The 23,916-nt window shown below is 68.0% G+C and carries 26 protein-coding genes; 14 read left to right on the top strand and 12 right to left on the bottom strand.

Annotated features, from left to right (window positions below; all coding sequences use genetic code 11):
• The first annotated feature begins 10 nt into the window (after nt 1–10).
• The 5 genes from ROP_RS16710 to ROP_RS16730 all read left to right on the top strand — a co-directional run bounded on the left by ROP_RS16710 (nt 11) and on the right by ROP_RS16730 (nt 6,684).
• Complete coding sequence (locus ROP_RS16710) at nt 11–205, top strand: hypothetical protein (protein ID WP_043824865.1); 195 nt, start codon at nt 11–13, stop codon at nt 203–205.
• Nucleotides 206–553: 348 nt separating this feature from the next.
• Nucleotides 554–1,975: an amino acid permease gene (locus ROP_RS16715; RefSeq protein WP_043826635.1), complete on the top strand. Its 1,422-nt coding sequence runs from the start codon at nt 554–556 to the stop codon at nt 1,973–1,975.
• Nucleotides 1,976–2,118: 143 nt separating this feature from the next.
• A complete protein-coding gene (locus ROP_RS16720) occupies nt 2,119–3,465 on the top strand; it encodes a hypothetical protein (RefSeq protein WP_043826636.1) in 1,347 nt (448 codons plus the stop codon).
• Nucleotides 3,465–4,475, top strand: a complete 1,011-nt coding sequence (locus tag ROP_RS16725) for a glutamate ABC transporter substrate-binding protein (RefSeq protein WP_012690585.1) — start codon at nt 3,465–3,467, stop codon at nt 4,473–4,475. Before ROP_RS16720 ends, ROP_RS16725 begins: the two co-directional genes overlap by 1 nt.
• A gap of 40 nt (nt 4,476–4,515) precedes the next feature.
• Nucleotides 4,516–6,684, top strand: a complete 2,169-nt coding sequence (locus ROP_RS16730; RefSeq protein WP_050785085.1) for a serine/threonine-protein kinase — start codon at nt 4,516–4,518, stop codon at nt 6,682–6,684.
• Nucleotides 6,685–6,687: 3 nt separating this feature from the next.
• Here ROP_RS16730 and ROP_RS16735 read toward each other — a convergent pair whose 3' ends face one another.
• On the bottom strand, nt 6,688–6,903 hold the full coding sequence (locus tag ROP_RS16735) for a hypothetical protein (RefSeq protein WP_012690587.1): 216 nt from the start codon (nt 6,901–6,903) through the stop codon (nt 6,688–6,690).
• A gap of 207 nt (nt 6,904–7,110) precedes the next feature.
• Here ROP_RS16735 and ROP_RS16740 point away from each other — a divergent pair, with 207 nt between their 5' ends.
• Complete coding sequence (locus ROP_RS16740; protein WP_012690588.1) at nt 7,111–7,878, top strand: thiazole synthase; 768 nt, start codon at nt 7,111–7,113, stop codon at nt 7,876–7,878.
• A gap of 41 nt (nt 7,879–7,919) precedes the next feature.
• Nucleotides 7,920–8,729, top strand: a complete 810-nt coding sequence (locus tag ROP_RS16745) for an MBL fold metallo-hydrolase (RefSeq protein WP_012690589.1) — start codon at nt 7,920–7,922, stop codon at nt 8,727–8,729.
• A 21-nt stretch (nt 8,730–8,750) separates the two neighbouring features.
• Here the strand turns inward: ROP_RS16745 and ROP_RS16750 are convergent, their stop codons facing one another.
• From ROP_RS16750 to ROP_RS16770, 5 genes are all read right to left on the bottom strand, one after another.
• Nucleotides 8,751–11,105, bottom strand: coding sequence for an arylsulfatase (locus tag ROP_RS16750; RefSeq protein ID WP_012690590.1), 2,355 nt, complete (start codon nt 11,103–11,105; stop codon nt 8,751–8,753).
• A 200-nt stretch (nt 11,106–11,305) separates the two neighbouring features.
• Nucleotides 11,306–11,788, bottom strand: coding sequence for a hypothetical protein (locus ROP_RS16755; protein WP_009476677.1), 483 nt, complete (start codon nt 11,786–11,788; stop codon nt 11,306–11,308).
• A gap of 72 nt (nt 11,789–11,860) precedes the next feature.
• On the bottom strand, nt 11,861–12,523 hold the full coding sequence (locus ROP_RS16760; RefSeq protein WP_043824867.1) for a hypothetical protein: 663 nt from the start codon (nt 12,521–12,523) through the stop codon (nt 11,861–11,863).
• Between the two features lie 91 nt (nt 12,524–12,614).
• The gene (locus ROP_RS16765; protein WP_012690592.1) at nt 12,615–13,613 is read right to left on the bottom strand and encodes a PHP domain-containing protein; all 999 of its coding nucleotides are present in this window, start codon (nt 13,611–13,613) and stop codon (nt 12,615–12,617) included.
• A 45-nt stretch (nt 13,614–13,658) separates the two neighbouring features.
• A complete protein-coding gene (locus tag ROP_RS16770) occupies nt 13,659–14,534 on the bottom strand; it encodes a LysR family transcriptional regulator ArgP (protein ID WP_012690593.1) in 876 nt (291 codons plus the stop codon).
• A gap of 72 nt (nt 14,535–14,606) precedes the next feature.
• Here ROP_RS16770 and ROP_RS16775 point away from each other — a divergent pair, with 72 nt between their 5' ends.
• The 4 genes from ROP_RS16775 to ROP_RS16790 all read left to right on the top strand — a co-directional run bounded on the left by ROP_RS16775 (nt 14,607) and on the right by ROP_RS16790 (nt 16,994).
• A complete protein-coding gene (locus tag ROP_RS16775; protein ID WP_012690594.1) occupies nt 14,607–15,224 on the top strand; it encodes a LysE/ArgO family amino acid transporter in 618 nt (205 codons plus the stop codon).
• Between the two features lie 142 nt (nt 15,225–15,366).
• Nucleotides 15,367–15,777: a TIGR03668 family PPOX class F420-dependent oxidoreductase gene (locus ROP_RS16780; RefSeq protein ID WP_043824870.1), complete on the top strand. Its 411-nt coding sequence runs from the start codon at nt 15,367–15,369 to the stop codon at nt 15,775–15,777.
• 56 nt (nt 15,778–15,833) lie between these two features.
• Nucleotides 15,834–16,502 carry an SDR family oxidoreductase gene (locus tag ROP_RS16785; protein WP_012690596.1) on the top strand — a complete coding sequence of 223 codons (669 nt, stop codon included), beginning with the start codon at nt 15,834–15,836 and terminating at the stop codon, nt 16,500–16,502.
• Nucleotides 16,503–16,655: 153 nt separating this feature from the next.
• Complete coding sequence (locus ROP_RS16790; protein ID WP_012690597.1) at nt 16,656–16,994, top strand: hypothetical protein; 339 nt, start codon at nt 16,656–16,658, stop codon at nt 16,992–16,994.
• Nucleotides 16,995–16,997: 3 nt separating this feature from the next.
• Here ROP_RS16790 and ROP_RS16795 read toward each other — a convergent pair whose 3' ends face one another.
• Nucleotides 16,998–17,648, bottom strand: coding sequence for a maleylpyruvate isomerase family mycothiol-dependent enzyme (locus ROP_RS16795; RefSeq protein WP_012690598.1), 651 nt, complete (start codon nt 17,646–17,648; stop codon nt 16,998–17,000).
• A gap of 211 nt (nt 17,649–17,859) precedes the next feature.
• Here ROP_RS16795 and ROP_RS41245 point away from each other — a divergent pair, with 211 nt between their 5' ends.
• Together ROP_RS41245 and ROP_RS44170 are read left to right on the top strand one after the other, a co-directional pair.
• The gene (locus ROP_RS41245) at nt 17,860–18,087 is read left to right on the top strand and encodes a type II toxin-antitoxin system RelE family toxin (protein ID WP_080512573.1); all 228 of its coding nucleotides are present in this window, start codon (nt 17,860–17,862) and stop codon (nt 18,085–18,087) included.
• Nucleotides 18,088–18,282: 195 nt separating this feature from the next.
• Nucleotides 18,283–18,474, top strand: coding sequence for a hypothetical protein (locus ROP_RS44170; RefSeq protein WP_231868934.1), 192 nt, complete (start codon nt 18,283–18,285; stop codon nt 18,472–18,474).
• Here the strand turns inward: ROP_RS44170 and ROP_RS16805 are convergent.
• The gene (locus ROP_RS16805; RefSeq protein ID WP_012690600.1) at nt 18,455–19,417 is read right to left on the bottom strand and encodes an alpha/beta fold hydrolase; all 963 of its coding nucleotides are present in this window, start codon (nt 19,415–19,417) and stop codon (nt 18,455–18,457) included. The two genes, ROP_RS44170 and ROP_RS16805, sit on opposite strands and share 20 nt — an antisense overlap.
• A 116-nt stretch (nt 19,418–19,533) precedes the next feature.
• Between ROP_RS16805 and ROP_RS16810 the strand changes: the two genes are divergently transcribed.
• On the top strand, nt 19,534–20,289 hold the full coding sequence (locus tag ROP_RS16810) for a GntR family transcriptional regulator (protein WP_012690601.1): 756 nt from the start codon (nt 19,534–19,536) through the stop codon (nt 20,287–20,289).
• A 25-nt stretch (nt 20,290–20,314) separates the two neighbouring features.
• On the opposite strand, the gene ROP_RS16815 is transcribed toward ROP_RS16810, so the two are convergent.
• The 4 genes from ROP_RS16815 to ROP_RS16830 all read right to left on the bottom strand — a co-directional run bounded on the left by ROP_RS16815 (nt 20,315) and on the right by ROP_RS16830 (nt 23,824).
• Nucleotides 20,315–21,016, bottom strand: coding sequence for a phosphonatase-like hydrolase (locus ROP_RS16815; RefSeq protein WP_012690602.1), 702 nt, complete (start codon nt 21,014–21,016; stop codon nt 20,315–20,317).
• Nucleotides 21,017–21,064: 48 nt separating this feature from the next.
• Nucleotides 21,065–22,189 (bottom strand): TIGR03364 family FAD-dependent oxidoreductase, encoded by a 1,125-nt coding sequence (locus tag ROP_RS16820; protein ID WP_012690603.1) that lies wholly within the window; start codon nt 22,187–22,189, stop codon nt 21,065–21,067.
• Nucleotides 22,190–22,281: 92 nt separating this feature from the next.
• Nucleotides 22,282–23,379, bottom strand: coding sequence for a DUF6777 domain-containing protein (locus ROP_RS16825; protein ID WP_012690604.1), 1,098 nt, complete (start codon nt 23,377–23,379; stop codon nt 22,282–22,284).
• Between the two features lie 70 nt (nt 23,380–23,449).
• Entirely contained in the window at nt 23,450–23,824 is a 375-nt protein-coding gene (locus tag ROP_RS16830; protein WP_012690605.1) for a nuclear transport factor 2 family protein, read from the bottom strand.
• Between the last annotated feature and the right edge of the window lie 92 nt (nt 23,825–23,916).

The raw sequence follows: 23,916 nt of genomic DNA on the forward strand, positions 1-23,916 counted from the left end.
GCCTCGGTTCGTGCGAGCGGCCGCCGCCGAACTTCCGCGCGGCATCCGGATCAACGCGGTCAGCCCGAGCGTCGTCACCGAAGCGCTCGACGTGTACGGCGACTTCTTCCCCGGATTCGCGCCCGTTCCCGCCGCCGAAGTGGCGCGCGCGTTCGTCAAATCGGTGGCCGGGATCCACACCGGCCGCGTCTACGAACTGGGGTAACGGCCGCCACCGTCAAACCTCGCAATCTGGACCTCAGAGGCGCTCCGGAACTGGCACTGTGCTCCCCACTGCACCCTCCATACAGTGTTGTGCATCACATCAACAGTTCAGTTCGCGGCGGACCGTCCCCCATTTCTCCGCCGGCACTGTTCTCCGTTCCAACCGCCGGTGATCCGACCCGGATCGCGATGGCGACCTGACGTTTCCGGTCAGCGCACAGTGGAGGAAAACGTGACTTCAACACCACCCCCGGTCCAATCCCAGGACTCCGACCTCGGAAAGGGCCAGGAGTCCGGCCTCGGAAAGGGCCAGGAGTCCGGCCTCGGAAAGGGCCTGAAGAAGCGGCACATGAACCTCATCGCCCTGGGCGGCGTCATCGGTGCCGGATTGTTCGTCGGCAGCGGTGTCGTCATCGAGAGCGCAGGCCCGGCGGCGATCGTGTCGTTCCTCATCGCGGGGGTCATCACGCTCCTGATCATGCGGATGCTGGCGGAGATGGCCGTGGCCAAGCCGGTGGTGGGATCGTTCTACGTGTACGCCAGGGAAGCGCTCGGCAATCGCGCCGGATTCTCCGTCGGCTGGATGTACTGGTACTTCTTCGTCATCGTCGTGGCCGTCGAGGCCATCGCCGGTGGCCGAATACTCCAGCTCTATCTGCCGTCCGCGCCGCTGTGGATCCTCAGCCTCGGCCTCCTCGTGATCCTGACGTGTACCAATCTGGTGTCGGCGCGGTCGTTCGGCGAGTTCGAATACTGGTTCTCCTCGATCAAGGTGATCGCGATCGTCCTCTTCCTCGGCCTCGGCGCGCTGTGGATCACGGGACTGTGGCCGGACTCGACCCCCGGAGTGGCGAACCTCGTCGATCACGGCGGATTCGCTCCGCTCGGCTGGGGCGCGGTGCTCGCCGCGGTCGTTCCCTGCGTCGCCTTCTTCACCGGCGCCGAGATCGTGACCATCGCGGCCGCCGAGTCCGCGGAACCCAAGAAGGCCGTCGCCCGGGCGATGCGCTCCATCGTGGTCCGGATCATCACCTTCTACGTCGGATCCATCTTCGTGGTCGTCGCCGTGGTGCCGTGGAGCACCGAGGCCGTCGGCGTCAGCCCCTACGCGGCGGCCCTGTCCGCCCTGCACATCCCCGGGGTGGCCACGATCATGAACGTCGTCATCCTCACCGCGGTGCTGTCCTGCCTGAACTCCGCCCTGTACACGTCCTCGCGGATGCTCTTCGCCCTGACCCGCAACGGCGACGCCCCGCACATGTTCACCCGCCTCTCCGGCGGCGGAGTGCCGCGTCGCGCCATCCTCGCCGGGACGGTGATCGGATACGCCTCGGTGATCGCGGCGTTCGTCTCCCCGGATCTCGTGTTCTCGTTCCTGGTCAACTCGTACGGCGCCGTGGCGCTCTTCGTCTACCTCATGATCGCGATCTCGCAGGTCGCCCTCCGCCGGAAACTCGAGGCAGAGGATCCGGAGTCACTCGGTCTGAAGATGTGGCTGTTCCCCTGGCTCAGCTACGCGACCATCGCGTTGATGGGGACCGTGATCGCCGCCATGGCCGTGCTCCCCACTACCCGTTCACAGTTCTGGCTGAGCGTGGTGACGCTGGCCTTCATCCTGATCGGCTACGAGTTCCGCCGGCGCAGCCGCACCAGCGCCGAACGCCTCGACGCCGCCACCCCGCCCGCCACGGAACCGGCCGCGCAGGAATCGGCTGCCACGGGCGCCGAGGCAGAACAACTCGTCGGAGTCGTCACGCGCGAGCAACACTGACACACCGTCCTCGACGAGGGGCAGGGACCGCACCGGCGGTCCCTGCCCCTCTTTTGTGCCCCCGATGCCACATCGGCTTTTTCGGGCACGACCCGCCGCGATTCGGGGCACACTTGCAGAAGACCTCGGCGGAGGAGGACACCGTGTTCCACCGCGGAGACGACGTCGTCACCGATGAACACTCGCTCGACGAGTCGCTGCTCGTCGAGCCCGACTCCCCGCGCCGGCCGTGGCGGGAATTCCTCGGCTCGACGCCGGGACGGCTGTCCGTGCTGGGAATCGTCCTCGTCACCGCGGCGCTGGCGACCGGTGCGATCACGTCGGCGGCGATCGGCGCCCGCCAACAACGCATCGAGACGCTGCGGACGCACACCGAACCCCTCACCTACGCGGCCGAACGGCTCTACAGTTCGCTGTCCATCGCCGACGCGGCGGCGGCCACGTCGTTCATCTCGGGCGGCGTCGAGCCGATCGCCGTCCGCAATCGGTACAACCAGGCGATCGGGGACGCGTCGAATGCGCTGGTCACCGCGTCGAACGGGGTCGACTCGACCGACGCCGCCGCCCTCGGCCAGTTGTCCGAGGTGTCCCGGAACCTCGCCGCGTACACCACGCTGGTCGCGACGGCCCGCGCCAACAATCGATCGGGCAACCCCGTCGGCGTCGCCTACCTCAGCGACGCCTCCTCGATGATGCAGGACACGATCCTGCCCGCCGCCGAGCGCCTGTACTCGGAGCAGTCGAGATCCGTCGCCGACACCCAGGTCCTCACCGGACGTCTACCCCGGGCGGCGTTCGCCGTCACCGTCGCCCTGCTTATCGCGCTCGTCCTCGCTCAGGTGTATCTGGCACGCAAGAGCAAACGCCGCATCAATCCCGGACTGGTCGTCGCGTCCCTGCTCGCCGCCACCCTCCTGGTCTGGCTGGCCGGCGCCGCCCTGGTCTCCACCGCGGCCACGGAGCGGGCGAGAACCGAAGGGGCGCAGCCACTCGCGACGATCACTCAGGCGCGGATCCTCGCTCAGCAGGCCCGCGCGGACGAGACCCTCGCGCTGCTGCAGCGTGGCTCCGACGAACAGTCCGAGGCCGACTACGCCCGCCGCTCCGCCGCGCTGGCCGACGTCCTCGCGGGGCTGCAGGGCGGTTCCCACGAACCGGGAGCCACGCAGCCGATCGACGAGGCGGTGACGGCGCTCGGCGACTGGCGGCACGCGCACGAGATGCTGCAGCAGAGGCTGGAGGTGGGGGACTACCCGGGGGCGACTGCCGTCGCAATCGGACCCGCGGACTCCGCGTCTCCCGCGACATTCGCGGCCCTCGACGAGGCGCTGCAGCACGGCATCGACAGCTTCCGCGGCGAGGAACTCGACGGCATGGCCGAGTCCTTTCGCTCGTTGTCGCTGCTCGCGGTCGGTAGCATGGTGATTGGCGTGCTCTGCGGGTTCGCCGTCGGTGGGGGGATCTGGCCCAGACTGAACGAGTACCACTGATGACGCGGGTGAGGCGACCGAGACGGCGGACGAGTCCGCGCGCCCTCCTTCTCTCCGCCGCCGTGGCCATCGTTCTCGCCGCCGGATGCGCCGCCCCGCAACCCCTCACTCCCATCGCCAGCGGCGACTACTCCGAGCAGCCATTGACGAATGGGCTTCAGATTCATCCGCCGACCGGCGACGTGCCCGGGGAGCCACCCGCACCCGACTCCTGCGGCGCACTGGCGAGTCTCCGCCCGGTCACCGCGCCGGACGTCCGGGCGCCGGGGAGCGCGCTCGCCGAGATCACCGCCCGCGGCAGGCTCGTCGTCGGGATCGATCAGAACACCAACCTGTTCAGCTTCCGCGACCCGACCACTGGCATGCTGATGGGATTCGACGTCGACGTCGCGGGCGAGATGGCGCGGGACCTGTTCGGCGACCCCGCGAGGGTCGAGTTCCGCCTGCTCACGTCCGGCGACCGTTTCGACGCCCTCGAGAAGAAGGCCGTGGATCTCGTGGTCAAGAGCACCACGATCACGTGTGAACGGTCCGAGCGCGTCGCGTTCTCCACCGTGTACTTCCAGGCGTACCAGCGACTGCTGGTGCCGAAGGTCTCCGGTATCTCCGGCCCGGAGGATCTGGCGGGCAAGCGCGTCTGCACCGTCGCCGACACCACCTCCCTGGACACCGTTCGCCGGGTGCAGCCCGCGGCCACGATCGTGACGGTGCCCGACTGGGACGACTGCCTCGTGACGCTCCAGCAGCGGCGGGCCGACGCCGCGAGCACCGACGACTCCATCCTGGCCGGGCTCGCCGCGCAGGATCCGAACCTGGAGATCGTCGGCCCGCCGCTGCACTCGGAGCCGTACGGCATCGGGGTCAACAAGGGCAACGAGGATCTGGTGCGGTTCGTGAACGGGACGCTGGATCGGATGCGCGCAGACGGAACGTGGATGAGACTCTACGACAGCTGGCTGACGGTGCTCGGACCCGTCACCGGACCGCCGACCGCCACCTACCGGGACTGAGGTGTCACCGAACGTGAGCGACGAGACCAGGCGAACCCCGATGGACGAACCGGAATCCACCCGGGGTGTGCGATTCGATCCGTTCGCGGACGACGAGGACGAGGTCCCCTCGTCCCGCACCGTGCCGGACGCCGCTCACACCTCCGACCTGTCGATGCTCCTGACCAATCCGGTTCTCGCCGAGCACAAGCGGTACTGCGACCGGTGCAAGCGGCCCGTCGGACGGTCCACCGCCGCCCGGCCGGGCGACACGGAGGGGGTGTGCACGCACTGCGGGACGGTGTTCTCGTTCGCCCCGCAACTCGAGGCGGGCGAGTTGGTCGCGGGTCAGTACGAGGTCCTCGGGTGCCTCGCCCACGGCGGCGTCGGCTGGATCTACCTCGCGCTCGACCACAACGTCAGCGACCGCTGGGTCGTCCTCAAGGGCCTGCTGCACTCGGGTGACCCCGAGGCCCAGGAAGTGGCCCTCGCCGAGCGCCAGTTCCTCGCCGAGGTGACGCATCCGAGCATCGTCAAGATCTACAACTTCGTCGAACACCCCGGGATGGACGGCAATCCCGTCGGCTACATCGTCATGGAGTACGTCCGGGGCCGGACCCTGCGGGACGTGCTCACCGAACTGAAGGAGGAGTCGGCGCCCGACGACCCGAAGCCGAGACTGCCGGTGGAGCATGCCATCCGCTACCTCCTCGAGGTCACGCCTGCGCTCGGATACCTGCACTCGATGGGGTTGGTGTACAACGATCTCAAGCCCGAGAACATCATGATCGGCGACGACTACGACCAGCTCAAGCTCATCGACATGGGCGCGGTCGCCCGGATCGGCGATCACGGATATATCTACGGCACACAGGGTTACCAAGCCCCCGAGATCGCCACCACCGGTCCCACCGTCGCCTCCGACATCTACACCGTCGGCCGCACCCTTGCCGTGCTGACCCTCGACATGCCGACCGCCGGGGGCTGTTACGTCGACGGCCTGCCGTCTCCGGAGGCGGCGCCGCTGCTGGCGGAATACGAGTTCTACCAGCGGCTGCTGCTGCGGGCCATCCACCCCGACCCGACCAAGCGGTTCGCTTCGGCCGACGAGATGTCGACGCAACTCGAGGGTGTCCTGCGCGAGGTGCGGGCCCAGCGGACCGGAAACCCGCAGCCGGGACTGTCGCACCGCTTCAGCCCGCAGCGCACGACGTTCGGGACCGATCTCACGATCAGCCGCACCGATGTCTACGTGGACGGGCATCGCCGGGACGAGTGCATCAGCGCGATGAGCATCGTACGGGCACTGCCGATTCCGTTGGTGGACCCCGACGACCCGGCGGCCCCGCTGCTGTCCGTCGTCCACAGCAGACCGAGGGAACTCCTCGATTCACTGCACCGGGCGAAGGAGGTGGCTTCGGGCGAGGGCGAGGCGTCCACGAGCATCGAGATCCCGCTCGCCGAGGTGCGCGCGCACCTCGACCTCGGGCAGCCGCGTGATGCCGCCACCATTCTGGAATCCCTGGACCACCAACTCGAGGACACGTGGCGCGTCGACTGGCACACCGGACTGTGCGCTCTGGTGGGCGGCGACTTCGAGGCGGCGTTCACCCGCTTCGATTCCGTCCTGACGGCGCTGCCGGGCGAGGAGGCCCCGAAGCTCGCGCTCGCGGCGACGGCCGAGATGTGGTGCGAATACCGCGCCGGCGAGAACCTCGGGCGGTGGCGCGGGACCGCCGAGAAGTATTACCGGACGGTGTGGCGCACCGATCACGGCGCGGTCAGTGCGGCGTTCGGCCTGGCACGGCAACTCGAGCACCGCGACGACCGGGCGAACGCGGTGGAGGCGCTCGACGAGGTGCCGCCGACGTCCCGGCACTATGCCGAGGCGCGGTTGACGAGTGTGCTGATGCTCGTCCACGATCGGCCCCTCGCCGAGGTGAGCGAGCGGGATCTGCAGGAGGCGGCCCGCCGGGTCGAACTGCTCGCCCACGACGAGCGTCGCGCGCTCCAGACCCGGGTGCTCGTTCTCGGTGTGGCCGTGGACTGGCTGCATGCCGGCGGTGTCCCCGAGGCGACGAGGTTCCTCGGTGTTCCGTTCACCGAGCGGGGTCTGCGCGCCGGGGCGGAGGCGGCGCTCCGGGCCCTCGCCCGCAAGGCTCCCGAGCGCAGGCACCGGTATACGCTGGTGGATCTCGCGAATCTGATCCGCCCGACCACCTGGCTGTAGCGGTCAGGGCCGGCCGAATCCGACGGGCTCGCGGCCCCACCGGGCGTTCCACGCCATCACCTGCATCCGGTCGCTCAAAGCGTCGCGGCTGCGGACTGTTTCGGCGAGCTGGCCCATCAGTTCGATGATGCGGCGCCGGGCATCCTCGAGTTCCGCTGCGAGACGCTGCTCCTCCCTGGACCTCGCGGTGCGGTTTCTGCTGGCGACCATCGTGTTCATGTCTACTCCGATCGTGGCGGCGTGGCGTTTCCCATTCAGCGCATCTGACCGTCAACTCTGCGGCATCTGGTACGGGTCCAGAAGATCCAGAAGGACGGCGGTGCACGGGACCAATCTGGACCTATGACGCAGCGCACAAGTGGCTCTGACGTCGGGGACGATTCGACCGTAGGGTTCGAGTGCAAGATCCCGATCGGAGAGGTACCCATGCGCAATTCCACCGACGTACTCACGATCGCGGGCCGGGACTTCTCGTCGCGACTGGTCATGGGCACAGGGGGCGCGGCCAACCTGGCGGTTCTGGAAGAGGCGCTGATCGCGTCCGGCACCGAACTGACGACGGTCGCGATGCGCCGCGTCGATGCCGTGGGGCGAACCGGGCTGCTCGAACTGCTCGATCGACTGGGCATCGCGTTGTTGCCGAACACCGCCGGGTGCCGAGGCGCCGCGGAGGCGGTGCTGACGGCGCAGCTGGCCCGGGAGGCACTGGGCACCAACTGGATCAAGCTCGAAGTGATCGCCGACGAGCGCACTCTCCTCCCCGACGGGATCGAACTCGTTTCGGCAGCAGAACAACTCGTGGACGACGGCTTCGTCGTGCTGCCCTACACCAACGACGATCCCGTGCTCGCGCAGCGCCTTGTCGATGCCGGGTGCGCCGCCGTGATGCCACTCGGGTCGCCGATCGGGACCGGCCTCGGCATCTCCAATCCCCGCAACATCGAGATGATCGTCGAGCGCACGGACATCCCGGTCATTCTCGACGCCGGGATCGGCACCGCGAGCGATGCGGCGCTGGCGATGGAACTCGGCTGCGACGCCGTCCTGCTCGCCTCCGCGGTGACGAGGGCGTCGGACCCGCCCCTGATGGCGGCGGCGATGGCCGGAGCGGTCACGGCCGGGCGCCACGCCCGGGCCGCCGGGCGGATACCGAAACGGTTCTGGGCGCAAGCGTCGTCGCCGGTCGCGGTGTAATCGGGCGTCCGCGAACGCCGACTCGGCTAGCGTGAACCCCCATGCGGGTACACCACCTCAATTGCGGCTCGTTCTCCTCGGCGCTCATCGGGCGGTTGGTGTGCCACGTACTGGCGTGTGAAACCGACGCGGGCATCGTGCTGGTCGACTCCGGTTTCGGGCTGGCGGACGTCGCCGACCCCGCCGGTCGCGTCGGCAAGTACGCGAAGCTGACAGGTGCCCGGTTCCGCGAGTCGGAGACGGCGGTCCGCCAACTCGGGAAGCTGGGGCTGAATCCCTCGGACGTGACCCACATCGTGGCGACCCACCTCGACTTCGACCACATCGGCGGTGTGGCCGACTTCCCGAACGCCACTCTGCACACCACCGCGGCGGAAGTGGCTGCGTCGGACAAGCGTTCGTCGTTCCGGGAGAAGGTCCGGTACCGTCCCGCCCAGCTCACCCCCGCACCCACGGTGCACACCTACTCGGGGCCGGGCGAATCCGTGCTCGGCTTCTCCGACACCTACCCGATCGCCGGGGTCGGCGACCGCATCGTGCTCGTCCCGTTGCCCGGCCACACCTGGGGCCACGCGGCGGTGGCCGTCGACACCGGCGAGAAGGGCTGGCTACTGCACGCGGGCGACGCGTTCTACCACCGCAGCACGGTCGCCGCCCCCGGACAGGTGTCGCCGGGAACCGAGGGTCGCGCCCTGCGCGTGATGGAAGAGCTGATCGCGGTGGACCGTTCGAAGATCCGCGGCAATCATCGTCGGCTCCGGGAACTGAACAATCAGGTGGCCCCGCGGGTCCGGGTCTTCTCCGCCCACGATCCCACTCTGTTCGAAGAATTGGCCGGCGAACGGCGCTAGCGCTACCGGTTCACGACGGACTCAGTCGATCGCGAACCAAGACCGCACCTGAGCCTCGTGGTCGACATACCGTTCGCCGGACACGTCGACGACGACCTTGTCGATGGCGCCGCCGGTGAAGGTGAATGGTGCGGTGTAGTCCGGGGTCACCGGGGATGCGCTGTCGCGCCCGACGCAGATGCCGTCGCCGACGAGGCAGAACGCGCCTGGCTGGGTGACGATATTCCCACCTGCCACCCGCTGGTCGTCGACGTACAAGATGACGGCTCCCACGAATCCCGGCACTGCCGGGTCGGTGTTCTTGCCCTCCACTGTGAACTCGGCGGTGCAAACATGTGATCCCGAAGTGATCTCGCTTTCCGCGGCGATCTCCTGGACGTGTGTTCCGAGCCAGTTGTACACATAGTGCAGTCGCCGATTCTTCAGGTAGAGGCTGTGTCCGCCGGCCACACCACCGTGGGCGTAGAGGACGCCCTCGGCGTCGGCGGTGTCCAGGCGAACCCCCGCCGCGATCGTGAACGACCGGCCGTTGATCGGGACACCGGCGGACTCGGGAACATCCGCGCAATCCGGGTAGTACACATACTGATCTCTCTTCTTCCCGGAGTGCGGGCGCTCGGCAACGACCTGCTCGAGGGCGCTGCGGTCGTCGAGTGGCAAACCGTTGTAGAGACCGGCGTAGTAGAACCAGAGGCTTTTCAGGGTTTCCAAACGCTCCGGTTCCTGCGCGGCAAGGTCTTTGGTCTGGGCCCGGTCCTCGTCGAGGTGGTAGAGCTCCCAGACGTCGTGTTCGTAATGACCCCACCCGGACAGTGGCGGATGCACGGCAGTGGCGAGCCATCCCTGCTGATACAGGGATCGCTGACCGAGCATCGTGTAGAACTGCAGCTCCTTGCCCGGCGCCGTCGGATCGGTCAGGGATGCCGCGAAACTCTCCCCTTCGATGGGGTTCTGAAGGTATCCCCTGAGTGTGTGCGGCGGTTCGATTCCCACCAGTTCGTAGATCGTCGGAACGATGTCGACGGCATGGATGTACTGGTGCAGGGGCTCACTCCTGGGCTCGAGCTTTGCCGGCCAGGACACCATGCACATGTCGGCGATGCCGCCCTCGTAGCCGGCCCACCGCTTCCAGTACGGGAACGGGGTGTCGAACGCCCAGGCCCATCCGGTGTTGTAGTGGTTGTACGACGCCGGCCCACCCAGTTCGTCCAGGTGTGGGAGTGTCTCCTCGGTCGTGTCTGCGACCCCGTTGAAGAACCGCCACTCGTTGAACGATCCGTTCGGACCGCCCTCCCCGCTGGCGCCGTTGTCGGAGATCACGACGATGAGCGTGTTGTCGAGTTGCCCCGAGTCCTCCAGAAAGTCGATCACCCGACCGAGCTGATCGTCCGCGTACGAGACGAAGCCGGCGAACACCTCCGCCATGCGCGCGAAGAGGCGCTGCTCGTCGGCGGTGAGCGACGCCCAGGGCCGGACCGTGTCGAGTTTCGGCCAGGGTTGCCCGTCGGGTCCGGTGCATGTCGGCTCTCCGTGCGGATTGATGGGTGAGAGCTCGGTGTTCTCGGGCAGCAGTCCCATTTGCTTCTGCTGCTGCAGGATTCCGGCGCGAATGGCCTCGTACCCTTCGTCGAACCTGCCCTTGTACCGGTCGGCCCACTCCGCAGGGACGTGGTGCGGTGCGTGCCCGGCCTGGGGCGCGAGATACATGAAGAACGGTTTGTCGGGGTCGACGGATTTTGCATCACGGATGAACTCGATGGCCTTGTCCGACAGGTCCTTCGACAGGTGGTAGCCGTTCTCCGGGGTGCCGGGAGCATCGACCGGGTGATTGTCGTAGACGAGATCCGGGTACCAGCTGTTCGTCTCGCCGCCGAGGAATCCATAGAAGCGCTCGAACCCGCGGCCCAGCGGCCAACGGCTCTTCACCGCAGACATGTTCGTTTCTTCGCCCGGGGTGAGGTGCCATTTTCCGACGCAGTAGGTGTTCCAGCCCTGCTCGGCCAGAACTTCGGAGATGAACGCATTCTCGAACGGGATGTGGGTCGAGATGCCCGGAAATCCGGAGCTGAACTCCGCGATGGTCGCCATGCCGTTGGTGGTGGCGTTGCGACCGGTCAGCAGCGACGCCCGGGTCGGGGAACACAATGCCGTGGTGTGGAAGTTCGCGTATTTCGTCCCCATATTCGCGATGCGTCTCATTGTCGGGGTGTCGACCGGACCGCCGAAGACGTCCATGGTGCCGTATCCCACGTCGTCCCAGGCGAGGAGCAAGATGTTCGGGGCGCCGTCAGGGGCTGGGGTCGGCAGGTACGGTTCCCAGTCCGGGACCGAGTCACGAATATCGACCGAGATCTTCCCCCGCTGATTCCTCGCCATGGTGGCACTCCTCGACTGATAGGGCTGACCTGCCATGCGGTCGCTGCACCCGTGCACCGACCGCCGGCGAGGATCACCGGTGATCTCCGCCCCATTGATCGTCCGGCCGCCGACGACCGGGTGTCTACGCCCACACGGTACGAGCCGACACGACCTTCTTCCCCACGCCGGGCCAGTCTCACCGGGTCGGCGTCAGGTGCTTAGAGAACCGTGGTGAGAATGGTCCTGACGATCATCGAGATCGCGACGACGCCGAATATTCCGAGTCCAACGATCCACACGTAGAACATGAGGCGCAGGTGTATGAGATTCCCGAACCAGCCTGCATCCAACTTCGTTTCATAGGGTTTCCGGAAGGCCGCGCCGTGTGGCCCCCAGTCTCCCGCCCCGAGTTCGTCCTGTTCGAAGCGGTCGAGCCACTGTACGTCCCGAATTTCAGCCTGTCGGTGGCTCGCCATGAGCATGATCGAGATCACCGACAAGTTCAGCGCGAGCACTGCGGAGAAGATCCGAGCCCACGTGTCGACGCCCTGACCCAACGCGATGCTGAACAGGAAGGCTTGGGCGGTCAGGCTCAGGGCCGGGACCTGCCAGAGCAGGTTCTCGTATTGCAGGCGGCGGGCCGCCACCACCCGGTACAAGGCCTCTGGATCGGTGGGGCGCCGGGGCGCGGGATTGGCCACACCGGCACTGTCTCATGAAACAAACATCTTCCGCCAGAGCCGTAACCCGGTGCCCGGCGTCGGCGTGCACGCTCAGTTCGGGCGGGTCGATTCGTGCCGACCACCCGCGAGGATGAACACACTGATCAACAGCACCCACGCCGGAAACAGCAGAGTCACCCAGAAACTCAGGCTGACGACCAGTAGCAGGATCAGCGCCACCAGATAGGTGATCACCGCAAGCCAGCGCGGCATCAGGCCCGTGCGTAGCCAAATCGTGCCGAGCGAAATCATGAACACCCCGGCCATGCGCAGCGCGTAGATGTTGTTGATCTGCAGCATCACCTCCCGTCCGAAGTAGACGATCGACGATTGCGGGAGGTCGGTCTGCCGCGAGACGGCGAGCACACCACCGGCGACCGCCGTCGAGGTGAAGATCATGGCCAGAAACAGCAGCCCGCTGCCCAGGAACACCGTCGAGAAGAATCGGTCCTCGAGATTCCCGAGCCGGTCGCGGATGACGGCGACGAACCACAGGAATGCGATACCCGCGAACGGTAAAAGAGTCAATGCGACAGACATTCTCGATCCGGTGCGCCCCACCCACGCCGTGTCCGTGACGACGCCGCCGGGCAGCGCGGTGCGCACCAGCACGAAGCTGATGGCGAAGAGCACGGCGAACACGATGCCGGCGATCGCCGCGGCGCGCGGAGTCTTCAGCTGCCGCAACCGCGCATCGCCCTGCACTTCGGCCATACACCAATCTAGACCGAAGTCGTGTTTCCCGACAGGCCTTCGGCCCGTGCGCGGTTGACGAGTCCCTGCACTCGTCAACCACTCACGAGCGCTACTTTGCCCATTCCAGCAGATCGTCGGCGGACCACGTGTTCACGACGCGGTCGGCCTCGACCCCGCACCGCATGGCGCGTTCGCATCCGTACCCCTGCCAGGCGAGTTGCCCGGGGGCGTGCGCGTCGGTGTCGATCGAGAACAGGCACCCCACGTCCATGGCCAGATCGATCAGCCTGCTCGGCGGGTCGCGGCGCTCGGGACGGCTGTTGATCTCGACGGCGGTGCCGTGGTCGCGGCAGGCGGTGAACACCTGCTCCGCGTCGAACGTCGACTCCGGCCTGGTCCCGCGCCCGCCCTCGACGAGGCGGCCGGTGCAGTGCCCCAGCACGTCGACGAGCGGATTCTCGACGGCTCTGACCATCCGCCGGGTCATGGCCCCGCGCTCGGCGCGCAACTTGGAGTGCACGCTGGCGACCACGATGTCGAGTTCGTCGAGCAGATCCGGATCCTGGTCGAGCGAACCGTCGTCGAGGATGTCGACCTCGATGCCGGTGAGGATGCGGAACGGCGCGAGTTCCTCGTTCAGCTCGGCGATCACGTCCAGCTGAGACCGCAGACGCTCCGCGGACAGGCCGTTCGCGACCGTCAGTCGCGGGGAATGATCTGTCAGAGCGCAATATTCGTGGCCGATGAGCGCCGCGCTGCGCATCATCTCGTCGATCGGGCTGCCGCCGTCCGACCAGTCCGAATGGGTGTGCAGATCGCCCTTGAGCGCCTGCCGCAGCGCACCGCCGCCGATCGGCTCCGCGCCCTCCCGCAGTTCCGCGAGATAGACGGGGACCCCGTCGAGCGCCTCCCGGATCACCGTCGCCGTCTTCGGCCCGATGCCCGGCAGATCCTTCCAGCTGTCGGTGCGCCGGCGAACGTCCCGCTGCTCCTCCGACAGTTCGGCCACCACGTCGGCCGCCCGCCGGTACGCCTTCACGCGATGCGTCTCCGCCCGCGACCGTTCGAGCCAGAACGCTGTCTCACGCAGGGCCTGCACCGGGTCCATCGGGCTGTCGGCGTCCATGACTCCAGTGTTGCGCCCACCCGGACATCACCGCAACGCTTCGCGCGCGCCGTCCCGGACCGCGGTGGTGAGCGCCGCGAGGATCGGCGAATCCAGCTTCCACCGCTGCCAGTACAGCGGGACGTCGACGGGTCGGGACGGGTCGAGTTCGACGAGACCGTGGTCGTCGCCGGTGTGCAATTCCGGCAGCAGACCCCAGCCCAGTCCGTGGCGGACGGCGTCGGAGAACGCGGACGAGCCGGGGACGAAATGCCTCGGGGGTTGCAACCGGCGCCGGGTGAAGCCGCGCAGGAACCGGGCCTGCAGTTCGTCCTTGCGGTCGAAGTCGAGCATCGGCGCCACCGCGAGGGCGTCCGCCGTCGGGCCGTCGGGGAGCCAGCGGTCGGCGTAGTCGCGGCTGCACAGCGCGCGGTACCGCATCGATCCCAGCTTCTCCACCGTACAGCCCTGGACTGCCTCGGGGACTGACGTCACCGCGGCCATCACCGTGCCCTCCCGCAGCAGGGTGGTCGAGTGGAATTCGTCTTCCCGATGCAGGTCGAACAGCGCCCGATGTTCCGGTGCCAGCCGGGCGAGCGCCGGAATCATCCACGTGGACAACGAATCCGCGTTGACGACGAGGGACAGCGTGCTCGTCGTCGCCTCCTCGGGATTGAGGGAGGACATGGCCTCGCGCTCGAGGTGGGCCATCTGGCGGGCGAGCGTGAGCACGACGTGTCCGGACTCGGTGGCCCGGACCGGCTTGGCCCGCTGCACCAGGACGCGTCCCACCTGCTGCTCCAGCGCCTTGATCCGCTGGCTCACCGCCGACGGCGTGATGTGCAGTACCCGGGCCGCGGCGTCGAAGGTGCCCTCGTCGATCACGGCGGCGAACGTGCGGAGAGCTGCCAGGTCCAAATCCATATGAAGTGATGCTAATGGCAATGAAGGATAATTATCTGGATTGATGGCCTGGGGGTTCGTAGCGTGGTTCTCATGCACCTCACCCCTGCCCTGCTCACGGCGGCCGCCGGCTTCGGCACCGGACTGTCGCTGATCGTCGCGATCGGCGCGCAGAACGCATTCGTCCTGCGGCAGGGAATCGTCCGCAGGCACGTCCTGCCGGTGGTCGTGCTGTGCGCGGTCTCGGACGTGGTCCTCATCGCCGTCGGAATCAGTGGGATCGCTGCGGTCCTCGCCCACGCCCCGACCGCCATCACCGTGATCCGCTGGGTGGGAGCGGCATTCCTCCTCTGCTACGCCGTGTTCGCGGCTCGTCGCGCCCTGCGCCCCGGCACCCTCGACGCCGCACAGGAAGTCGGATCGGCGACATTGGCGACGTCCGTTCTCACCTGCCTCGCACTCACGTGGCTCAACCCGCACGTCTACCTCGACACGGTGCTGATGCTCGGCTCGGTGGCAAACAACCAGGGCGAGTCCGGGCGGTGGCTGTTCGGTCTCGGCGCCGCCACCGCCAGCGTCGTCTGGTTCCTCGCACTCGGCTACGGCGCCCAGCTCCTGCACCGCGTGTTCGCCCGTCCCGGCGCGTGGCGCGTGCTCGACGCCGGGATCGCCGCGTTGATGCTCACCCTGGGCATCGCCCTCGTCGCCTAGTCAACATTTGGTTGACACGGTTCTGATCGTCAACAAATACTTGACACATGTCGGATGCCGCGCTCGTCCGGCTCACGTCGCAGGCGCGGGAGTCGGTTCACGAACTGCTGGACGACCGCACCTGCTACCTGATGGAACGGTGATGGACGCCGTCGCACGATTCGCCGCCGCCCGCGTCGCCCGGCTCGCCACGGTGGGGGCGGACGGCGCGCCACACCTGGTTCCCCTCGTCTTCGCGCTCGACACCGACACCATTTATTCCTGCGTCGATCACAAACCCAAACGCACCACAGCGCTGCGGCGCCTGAGCAACATCTCCGCCAACCCCGCCGTCACCCTGCTCGTGGACCACTACGACGAGAACTGGGACCACCTGTGGTGGGTCCGGGTCGACGGCCGGGCCGAGATCCTCGAACCCGGCTCGGCCGAGGGCGCCGCCGCGATCGACGTCCTGGCCGCGAAGTATCCGCAGTACGTCGACCGCCGCCCGGACGGGCCCGTCGTCGCCATCCGCACGCTGTCCTGGCACCACTGGAGTGCCTCCGGCCTGTGAGTACTTGTTAACCGCCGGCGGTTAACAAGTACTCACGGGGCGATAGCCTCGTCGGCATGCCCACAGCCCTCATCACCGGCGCCAGCCGTGGCCTCGGAGCCGCCATCGCCCGGGAACTCGCACCGACCCACGACCTCCTGCTCGGCGCCCGGTCGGCGGGTTCGCTGGACGGAATCGTGTCGGAGCTGCCCACTGCCGCGCCGTGGCCCGTCGACGTGACCGACTACGACGCGGTGGCGACGGCGTGCGCCCCGATCGACCGGCTCGACGTCCTCGTCCACAACGCCGGGGTCGCGGACCTCGCGACCGTCGCGGAGTCGACCGTCGAACAGTGGCGGCACACGCTCGAGGCCAACGTCATCGCGGTGGCGGAGCTGACCCGGCTGCTGCTGCCGGCCCTGCGCGCCGCAGGCGGCCACGTGGTCCTGATCAACTCGGGTGCCGGCATCCGCGCGAACGCGGGCTGGGCGTCGTATGCGGCGAGCAAATTCGCCCTGCGGGCGTTCGGGGACGCACTGCGACTCGAGGAACCGTTACTGCGCGTCACGTCAATCCACCCCGGGCGGATCGACACCGATATGCAGCGCGCCATCGTGGCCGGCGAGGGCGACGAGTACCGGCCGGAGAACTATCTGCAACCGTCGACCGTCGCGAAAGCAGTGCGTACCGCGGTGGAGACGCCGCGTGACGCGCACCCTACGGAAGTCGTGTTGCGGGTGCGCTGACAGCGGAGAAACTTGCGTGAGATACATCACAGATTGATCTCACATAAAGGCTTTAAGCTGCTCACAATCAGTCGCCCTACAGTTCTTCTCATCAGCAGAGGTCGCAAACGTGAGTCAGGTCCAGCGAGCTGACTCCCAGGAGGTATCCCCACGATGAACACCGAACAGCGTATGCACAGCGACTCCGTCGCGGTCGACGGCGACGTCTTCGCGACGATGTTCACTCTCGATCTCGGTGACGGCGAGGTCGATCGCGACGCGGTCGAGCGGATTCACGCCGGCGAGTTCGACGAGTGGATCGAGGCGGCAGCACGCTCCGGTCTGTTCACGCCGCAGGCGGTCGCGTCCCTGGTGCAGGGGTGGCAGGAGAACCCGAAGTCCCTGTTCGACGCCCTCCTCGTCGATGCCGACGAGATGACCCACAAGCGCTACGCGATCATCTGGGACGCCCTCGACGACGCCGACACGTTCGAGAGCGTCGAATACGCCTGACGGTCAGAACGGCCACGCGGGTACGGGCGGCAGGCCCTCCCGCGTGGGGCGTCCGACGACCCAGGCCAGCAGTTCGGTGCGCGGAAGTTCCGGCACCCGGACATCCGGATGCCGGGCGGCCAGCTCCGGCAGTTCCGTTTCCAACGTGTGCTCCACGAAAAGCTCCGGCCAGTCGGTCGCCGAGTAGTCGAGGCCGAGGTCTACGTGGTGGATCTCGAGTTCACGCCAGCGCAGCACCGGCACCTGACGCGCCGGCACCCGCCGACGCCAGTTCACCGGCGTCTCGTACAGATCTTCGGTGATCCCGCGCAGCGACTCGATCACCCGCCGTCCCGCGAAGCGGAAATCGGCCACCAGTAGTTCCGCCGGACGTCCGGCCCCCTCCTCGATCGCGGCGGCCCGCGCGGCCGGACCGCCCGGGTACATCTCGGGCGCGGCCTCCCCGGTGAGCACCCCGACGGCGAATCGGTTGAGCGCGTCGGCGTTCCTCGCGAGGTGCGTGACGACGTGTCCCCGGCTCCACCCCGGCAGCAGCGACGGCCCCCGCGCCTGATCGTCGGTCAAGCCCGCCAGGGTCGCCTCCACCGTCCGGTGCGATTCGGCAACCGCATCGAGCAGTTGGGCATACGACAGTGCGGCACTCGGCGACGTCATGCTGACGATGCTCCCACAACTCGACCACGGCAGAATTCAGGATCCCGATAACGGAACGGTGAAGATCGACTTCCGGCGGGTGCACATGGGACATTCGCACTGACACTGAGATCGGCTGTCGGACAACGTGGTTGGAAGGTTGTGTGTGATGTACAACGAACCGCGAGCGTAGGCTTCGATCCGGTAGAGACCGGGATGCTGACCAGCGGCGATCGCGCGATCGCTTCCACCGCGGATCGTCCACGCCGTCATCGAGTTCATCTCCGGACCACTCGCCGACAACCCCCACCGACTGGGCAAACCCCTGCGTGACGACCTCGCCGGCCTCCACAGCGCCCGCCGCGGCGACTACCGCATCCTGTTCCGCATCGACGACCCCAACCAGACCATCGTCGTCGTCGTCGGAATCGACCACCGCGCCCACGTCTACCGCACCTAGCCAGCGCATTCCGACGAAGAACGCACACCGTGGCAGACCACCGCAGAAGACGGAGGTAATAAGGACCGGTCTGGCCGATCGGCAGGCGGCGCTGGTCCGGGCCCTCGTCGCGTCGGGGGAACCACCCGACGAATTCGACCGCGGGGCGCACTCGACACGACATCGAAGGCATTGCTGCGCAAGCGGTCCGGCGAGGTGGGCGATCGCATTCCCCACGTCCGCGCAGCGTGCGGCGAACGATTCTTCGCGCTGTTCACCGCCTGGGCGGAGGGCAGGCCGAAGGTGAGCACGCGCGCCGACGCCGAGGTCTTCACCGCACACCTCGAGTCGATCGGCGAACTGCCCGCACCCACGCGGCGGCGCCTGTTCAGCCTCCGACGAAACTGAGCAGCAACTCGTTCACCTCGTCGGCCCGTTCCAGTTGGACGAAGTGCCCGGCGCCGTCGAGGAGGTGAACGCCCCGCAGGTCGGGGACGGTGTCGCGCATCCGGTCGAGTGCCTGCGCACCGCTCATCGCGACGACGGGGTCGTTCGCACCGGCCACGAACAGCGTCGGCACCTCGATCTGGGCCACCCCGACTCTCGCGGAGCGTTCCCAATTGGCGTCGTACGCCCGGTACCAGTTCAGGCCGCCGGTGAATCCCGTCCGGGTGAAGACCTCCACGTAGTGCTCGAACTCGTCCTCGGTCAGCCACGTCCACGGCAGCGGCGGGGCGGCGGGCAGCACGTCCAGGTACCCGTTGCCCTCCGACGGGTGCTGCCAGATGTCCAGGTAGCGGTACTCGCCCGACAATGCGAAGAACAGCCGCTGCAGGAAGCCGCGGGGGTCGCCGTCGAGTTCGCGGTCGGCGACACCCGGTTCCTGGAAGTAGTGGATGTGCAGGAAGTGCTTGCGCGCCAGCGACGCATAGAGCTCCGACGGGCGCAGCGGGAACCGGTCGGGCATGTAGGGAACGGCCAGCAGCACCAGCCGCGACACCCGCTCGCGGTGACGCAGCGCGACGGTCCAGGCGACCGGGGCGCCGAAGTCGTGGCCGACGAACACGGCACGGTCGAGTTCGAGGGCGTCGAGCAGGCCGATCAATGCGTCCGACACCCGCTCGTTGGTGTAGTCGTCGATGTCGCGGGGCACGTCGGTGCCGCCGTAGCCGGGCATGTCCGGCGCGATCGCGCGGTATCCGGACGCCGCGAGGGCCCGCATCTGGTGCCGGAAGCTGTAACCGAGGCCCGGGAACCCGTGGCACAGAATCACGGGCGGACCGTCACCCAGTTCGCTGATCTGCCAACGGAATCCGTCGACCGTGACCGATCGCTCCGTCGACGTCGCCATTCTCCGAATCCCTCCACCGGCTGGAACGCGTTCTCGCAGTGTACCGTAACGGCGACGCCACTAGAATGCTCTTGACTTGCAGTGGACCGACCGACCGGGGAAGTGGGTGATGCGCAATGGTGGAGGCACGCTCCCGCCATGAGTTCGTCGCGGTCCAGCTCCGTCAGCGCATCATGCGGCGGCAGTACGCGGTGGGGGAGTCGCTGCCGAGCGAGAGCATGCTGTGCGCAGAATTCGAGGTGTCGCGCGGCCCGGTGCGCCAGGCCCTCGCGACGTTGAAGAACGAGGGGCTCATCCAGCTGTCCCAGGGCAAACCGGCCGTGGTCCGCAGCCACGATCTCACGCAGACCCTCGACACGTTCACCCCGTTCTCCCAGTGGGCGCGCCGCACCGGCCGCACCGCGGGGAGTCGCACGATCGAGATCTCCCGCCGCCGGGTGTCCGAACCCGCCGCCGCCGCGTTGGGAGCGGAACCGGACGACTTCGTCGTCGAGGTTCTCCGCGTCCGACTGCTCGACGGCGAACCGACGATGCTCGAACGGAGCACGTTCACCGACCGCGTCGGCTCCCTGCTGTTCGAGTTCGACATCGACTCCGGGTCGATCACCGACTACCTCACCTCCCGCGGCGTGAGGTTCGAATCGATGGAGCACGTGCTCGACGCCGTCGCCGCCGCCGAGGCCGACGCCGAACACCTCGGCATCGCCCCCGGCAGCCCCCTGCTACGGGAACGCCGGACGTCGCGGGACCAGCACGGCGACATCTTCGAGTACGCCGACGACCGGTACCGTCCCGACCTCGTCGCCTTCAGCATCGTGAACGCCCGGACCGTCGACCCGCGGGTTCCGTCGGCCGAGAGCGGCTGTCCCTGATCGGCGGCCCCGGAATCGGGCCGGATCAGGCGGCGCGGAGTCGGTCGAGCAGAGCGGGCAGGTCCGCGACACTGTCGAGGACGTGGGTGGCCCCGGCCTCGGACAGTTGGGTGGCGTCGTGGGCGCCGGTGAGCACGCCGACGGAGGCGAGCGCTCCGGCGCGCAGGCCGGTGGTGATGTCCGACGTGGTGTCGCCGAGCACCACCATGGACTGCACGGACGGGGCGCCGGCGCGCATCAGCGCGGTGAGCGGCATGTCGGGGAAGGGGCGGCCGCGGACACCGTCACCGGGGCAGAGCACGACGTCGGCGACGTCCTCCCAGCCGAGCGCGTGGATGATCGACATCTGCGTCTCGCGGGCGAATCCGGTGGTGAGCGCCGTTTTGATGCCTTGCTCCCGCAGCGAGCCGAACAGTTCCTCGGCACCGGGGACGGCGCTGCAGCGGCCGTCGCCGACGAGTTGGGCGTAGCAGCGTTCGAATTCCTTGTTCGCGGCCTGCGCCTGCTCCTCGTTTCCACCGCTGAGGTGGCGGAAGACGACGATCTTGGACTGGCCCATGGTGTCGGAGACGTACTCGAGCATCCGCTGCCGGTCGTCGTCCGTCTTCGACAGCCCGGCGTGTGCGTCTGCGGCGAGGAAGGACTGCTGCACCAGCCCGCTGTCCTCCACGGTGGTGCCTGCCATGTCGAAGACGACGAGGCTGATGTCCCGGTGATGTGTTCCCATTTGTCGTGTTCCTCTCGGTGAATGTTGTTGCGGGATGGCTCTGTTACGTCAGCTCCCGAAGACGTGGTCGATCCGGTCCCTGGCCAGACCCATGCCGGTCGTCATACCGATGCCGGTGGTGACGGTGACGATGTGCACCCCCTCGATCGGTTCCTCGATCAGGAACTCCGAATCGGGGGCCGAGCTGTATACGCCCTGCCAGCGTTCGATGACGGTGACGTCCCGGACGCCGAACAGGTCGGCGGCCTCGCGGATCAACACGTCGAACCCGCGCTCCGACTGGAACGGCTCCGCCGAGACGTCACGGATGTGGGTGTCGCCCACCAGGATCGAGCCGTCGGGCTGCGGCGTGTACATCTGGTGGAGGTCGAGGTCGACGTAGTCGGGGTGTTCCTCGCGCAACCGCGCCGCGAGTGCCGCCGTCGCGGGCAGATCCGCGAAACCGCGGTACCGCACGAGCGACCATCCGGTGAACAGCGGCGCGGGCAACGGCGCCGGCAGCGGCATCCGCGCCCGCAGCATGTGGAGCCGGCACCGCAGGAGCCCTTCGCGCTCGGCCTGCTCCGGGAACAGGCGATCGATGTCGTGATTGACGGTGACGAACACCGTCCCCGCCTGCAGGTCGCCCCGCGACGTGCGGACCACTCCGGTATCGAATCCGGCTGCGGCGGTGCGCCAGAAGAAGTCGACACCGGACGCTTCGAGCCACCGCGCGACGGCGGGGGCCGCCTCTCGCGGGTCCACCTGGAGGTCACCGGTCAGGTACATGCCCCCGACGACGCGGTCGCCGGAGACGGGCAGCGCGGCGAGGATCCGCTCGCGTGGCAGCAATTCCGCCTCGGCCGGTCCGCGTCGGTCGGCGAACTCGGTCAGCACGGCCATTTCGTCGTCATGCCGTGCCACACAGTAGGTTCCGGACTCGGAGGACCAGAAACCCGCCTTGCGCGACAGATCGAGCCAGTGCTCCCGGCCGGCCAGCGCGTAGTCGCGGGCGACACCCGACTGGGCGGTGATGCAGACGTGACCGAAGTTCTGGACGGATGCGCCCGCGACGCGGTCGGCCTGATCGATCACCGCTACCGACAGGCCGCGATCGAGCGCGTGGTAGGCGTGCGCGAGTCCGACGATTCCGGCGCCGACAACCACCACGTCGTAGCGTCGTTGATGTGTCATGGGCTCAACTGTGGACCGCGGACGCTCAACATGTCAATACAAGTTGCTGGAATTAACCACAGGTATATATAAGCTTCAATGGAACGTGGGCGTCAGTTCGGAATCGGGATGACGATCGGCGGCAGACCCGGTATCTGCACCTGGATCTGCTGCGGCGGAGCGGGCACCGGCGCGGGGGCGGGCGGCGGGTAGTTCACCGGCGGCTCGGGTGCGGGCGGCGGTGCGGCGACGGGCGGCGGCGGTGGGGGAGGCGGCGGCGGAGGGGCCGGGGCGGGTTCCGGAGAGGGGACAGGCGCGGGCCGGGGAGCGGCCTGCTGCACCACGGCGGGCGGCGAATCGACCACCGGTGCCTGGACTTCCACGGGCGCTACCGGATCGCGGCGCTCGGCGGGCTGCTGCGGACCGGAGCCGATCGGCACCGACGACAGTCCCCCGGTCATCAGGTCGACCACGGCCACCTCGGTCATCGCCAGGTTGGAGGGCTGCACGATGTACAGCCGGTCCTGCTGGAATGTCGGCCACGGATCGCCCTCGAGTTTCGCGTCCTGGTTCACCACCGGGGACAGCAGCGGGCTGCCGCGCATGCACCGGACGCGGGGTACGCCGTGGTCGTCGATGAGCACGATGGTCCCGGCCTGGAGCACCGACTGGAATGCCACCGCGTGGCCGTCGTCGAAACCGTGATTGGTGACGCGGGTATCCGCGCGGAGCAGGACCGGAGTGAGGGTCCGGACGTAATTGCGCACGTCGTCGACCTGGAACACACTCGACCAGGCCTCCAACCTCGCCGGATCTCCCTCGAGGTCGTCGACGAGCCGCTGCCGGTCGCAGAGCACCCGGTCGGGACTTCCGCCGTAGAGCCCGGCGCGGTCGCCGACCACCCGGATCCCGGCGGCTCGCGGCTCGCCCGGCAGGTCGGTTCCGGGCGGGCCGAACGGGACCGTCGTCGGCGTCTGCGGCGGGAGCAGCACTTCCGTCCACGGCAGTTGTCCGGTGTCGGTGGCCCGGTCGAGGTCGACCGGGTCGGGGTTGCCGCCGGAACCCGAGGAGCACGCCACGGTCACCGCCGCGGTAAGGGCTCCGAGGACCGCCAGCCAGCTACGCGGTGCGCGCCCGGGGCGCGTACCGGCTCGAACGACTCGTCTGCGTCGGGCACGTCGTGCAGCCGGCCCGGCGTCGTCGGTGGCCACCCCGCCATCGTAGGCACAGTCACTGATCGGCCGGGCCGTATTGCGGCGTGGTTGCCGGCCCGGCCGTCGGTCAGCTGGTGATCATGTCCTCCTGCGACCAGAACGCCCTCATCGACGTGATCTTGCCGTCGTCGTCGAAGGTCATGACGTCGATCGGCGCGATCTCCAGCTTCTGCTCACCGAGGTCGGTGACGAGGGAGAAGTGGAACGCCGCCGAGTTGCCGGCGATCTTCAGGGTCAGGAGTTCGCCGGTCTGCTTCAGCGGTTCGATCACCCCGTAGAACTCGCGCAGCGATTCCACCGAGGTCCGCGGCTCGGTGCCCACCGGGTCCTCCACGGTGGCGCCCTCGGCGTACAGCGCGACGACGTCGTCGGCGGTCCCGGTGGCCACCGCCTCGATGTACCTCTCGACGGTCTTGCGGATGTCTTCTGCGGACGGTGCCATGATGCGAACTCCTCAGTCGAATAGAACGTGTTCTAGCCGTGAGAATAACGCAGCACCGGCCCGGTGGGGAGCCCCTTCTCCCAGGCAGCGGG

Source organism: Rhodococcus opacus B4 (genome assembly GCF_000010805.1).
GTDB lineage: Bacteria > Actinomycetota > Actinomycetes > Mycobacteriales > Mycobacteriaceae > Rhodococcus_F > Rhodococcus_F opacus_C.

Bases quoted from the DNA above. Each gene is read 5' to 3' on its own strand.
- ROP_RS16805 (WP_012690600.1), bottom strand. From the start codon at position 19,417: ATGGCGACGTCGACGGAGCGATCGGTCACGGTCGACGGATTCCGTTGG.
- ROP_RS16790 (WP_012690597.1), top strand. From the start codon at position 16,656: ATGAACACCGAACAGCGTATGCACAGCGACTCCGTCGCGGTCGACGGC.
- ROP_RS16760 (WP_043824867.1), bottom strand. From the start codon at position 12,523: ATGGCCGAAGTGCAGGGCGATGCGCGGTTGCGGCAGCTGAAGACTCCG.
- ROP_RS16730 (WP_050785085.1), top strand. From the start codon at position 4,516: ATGGACGAACCGGAATCCACCCGGGGTGTGCGATTCGATCCGTTCGCG.
- ROP_RS16830 (WP_012690605.1), bottom strand. From the start codon at position 23,824: ATGGCACCGTCCGCAGAAGACATCCGCAAGACCGTCGAGAGGTACATC.
- ROP_RS16810 (WP_012690601.1), top strand. From the start codon at position 19,534: ATGGTGGAGGCACGCTCCCGCCATGAGTTCGTCGCGGTCCAGCTCCGT.
- ROP_RS16715 (WP_043826635.1), top strand. From the start codon at position 554: ATGAACCTCATCGCCCTGGGCGGCGTCATCGGTGCCGGATTGTTCGTC.
- ROP_RS16765 (WP_012690592.1), bottom strand. From the start codon at position 13,613: ATGGACCCGGTGCAGGCCCTGCGTGAGACAGCGTTCTGGCTCGAACGG.
- ROP_RS16735 (WP_012690587.1), bottom strand. From the start codon at position 6,903: ATGAACACGATGGTCGCCAGCAGAAACCGCACCGCGAGGTCCAGGGAG.
- ROP_RS16780 (WP_043824870.1), top strand. From the start codon at position 15,367: ATGGACGCCGTCGCACGATTCGCCGCCGCCCGCGTCGCCCGGCTCGCC.
- ROP_RS16770 (WP_012690593.1), bottom strand. From the start codon at position 14,534: ATGGATTTGGACCTGGCAGCTCTCCGCACGTTCGCCGCCGTGATCGAC.
- ROP_RS16775 (WP_012690594.1), top strand. From the start codon at position 14,607: ATGCACCTCACCCCTGCCCTGCTCACGGCGGCCGCCGGCTTCGGCACC.
- ROP_RS16725 (WP_012690585.1), top strand. From the start codon at position 3,465: ATGACGCGGGTGAGGCGACCGAGACGGCGGACGAGTCCGCGCGCCCTC.
- ROP_RS16785 (WP_012690596.1), top strand. From the start codon at position 15,834: ATGCCCACAGCCCTCATCACCGGCGCCAGCCGTGGCCTCGGAGCCGCC.
- ROP_RS16750 (WP_012690590.1), bottom strand. From the start codon at position 11,105: ATGGCGAGGAATCAGCGGGGGAAGATCTCGGTCGATATTCGTGACTCG.
- ROP_RS16820 (WP_012690603.1), bottom strand. From the start codon at position 22,189: ATGACACATCAACGACGCTACGACGTGGTGGTTGTCGGCGCCGGAATC.
- ROP_RS16740 (WP_012690588.1), top strand. From the start codon at position 7,111: ATGCGCAATTCCACCGACGTACTCACGATCGCGGGCCGGGACTTCTCG.
- ROP_RS16815 (WP_012690602.1), bottom strand. From the start codon at position 21,016: ATGGGAACACATCACCGGGACATCAGCCTCGTCGTCTTCGACATGGCA.
- ROP_RS16795 (WP_012690598.1), bottom strand. From the start codon at position 17,648: ATGACGTCGCCGAGTGCCGCACTGTCGTATGCCCAACTGCTCGATGCG.
- ROP_RS16745 (WP_012690589.1), top strand. From the start codon at position 7,920: ATGCGGGTACACCACCTCAATTGCGGCTCGTTCTCCTCGGCGCTCATC.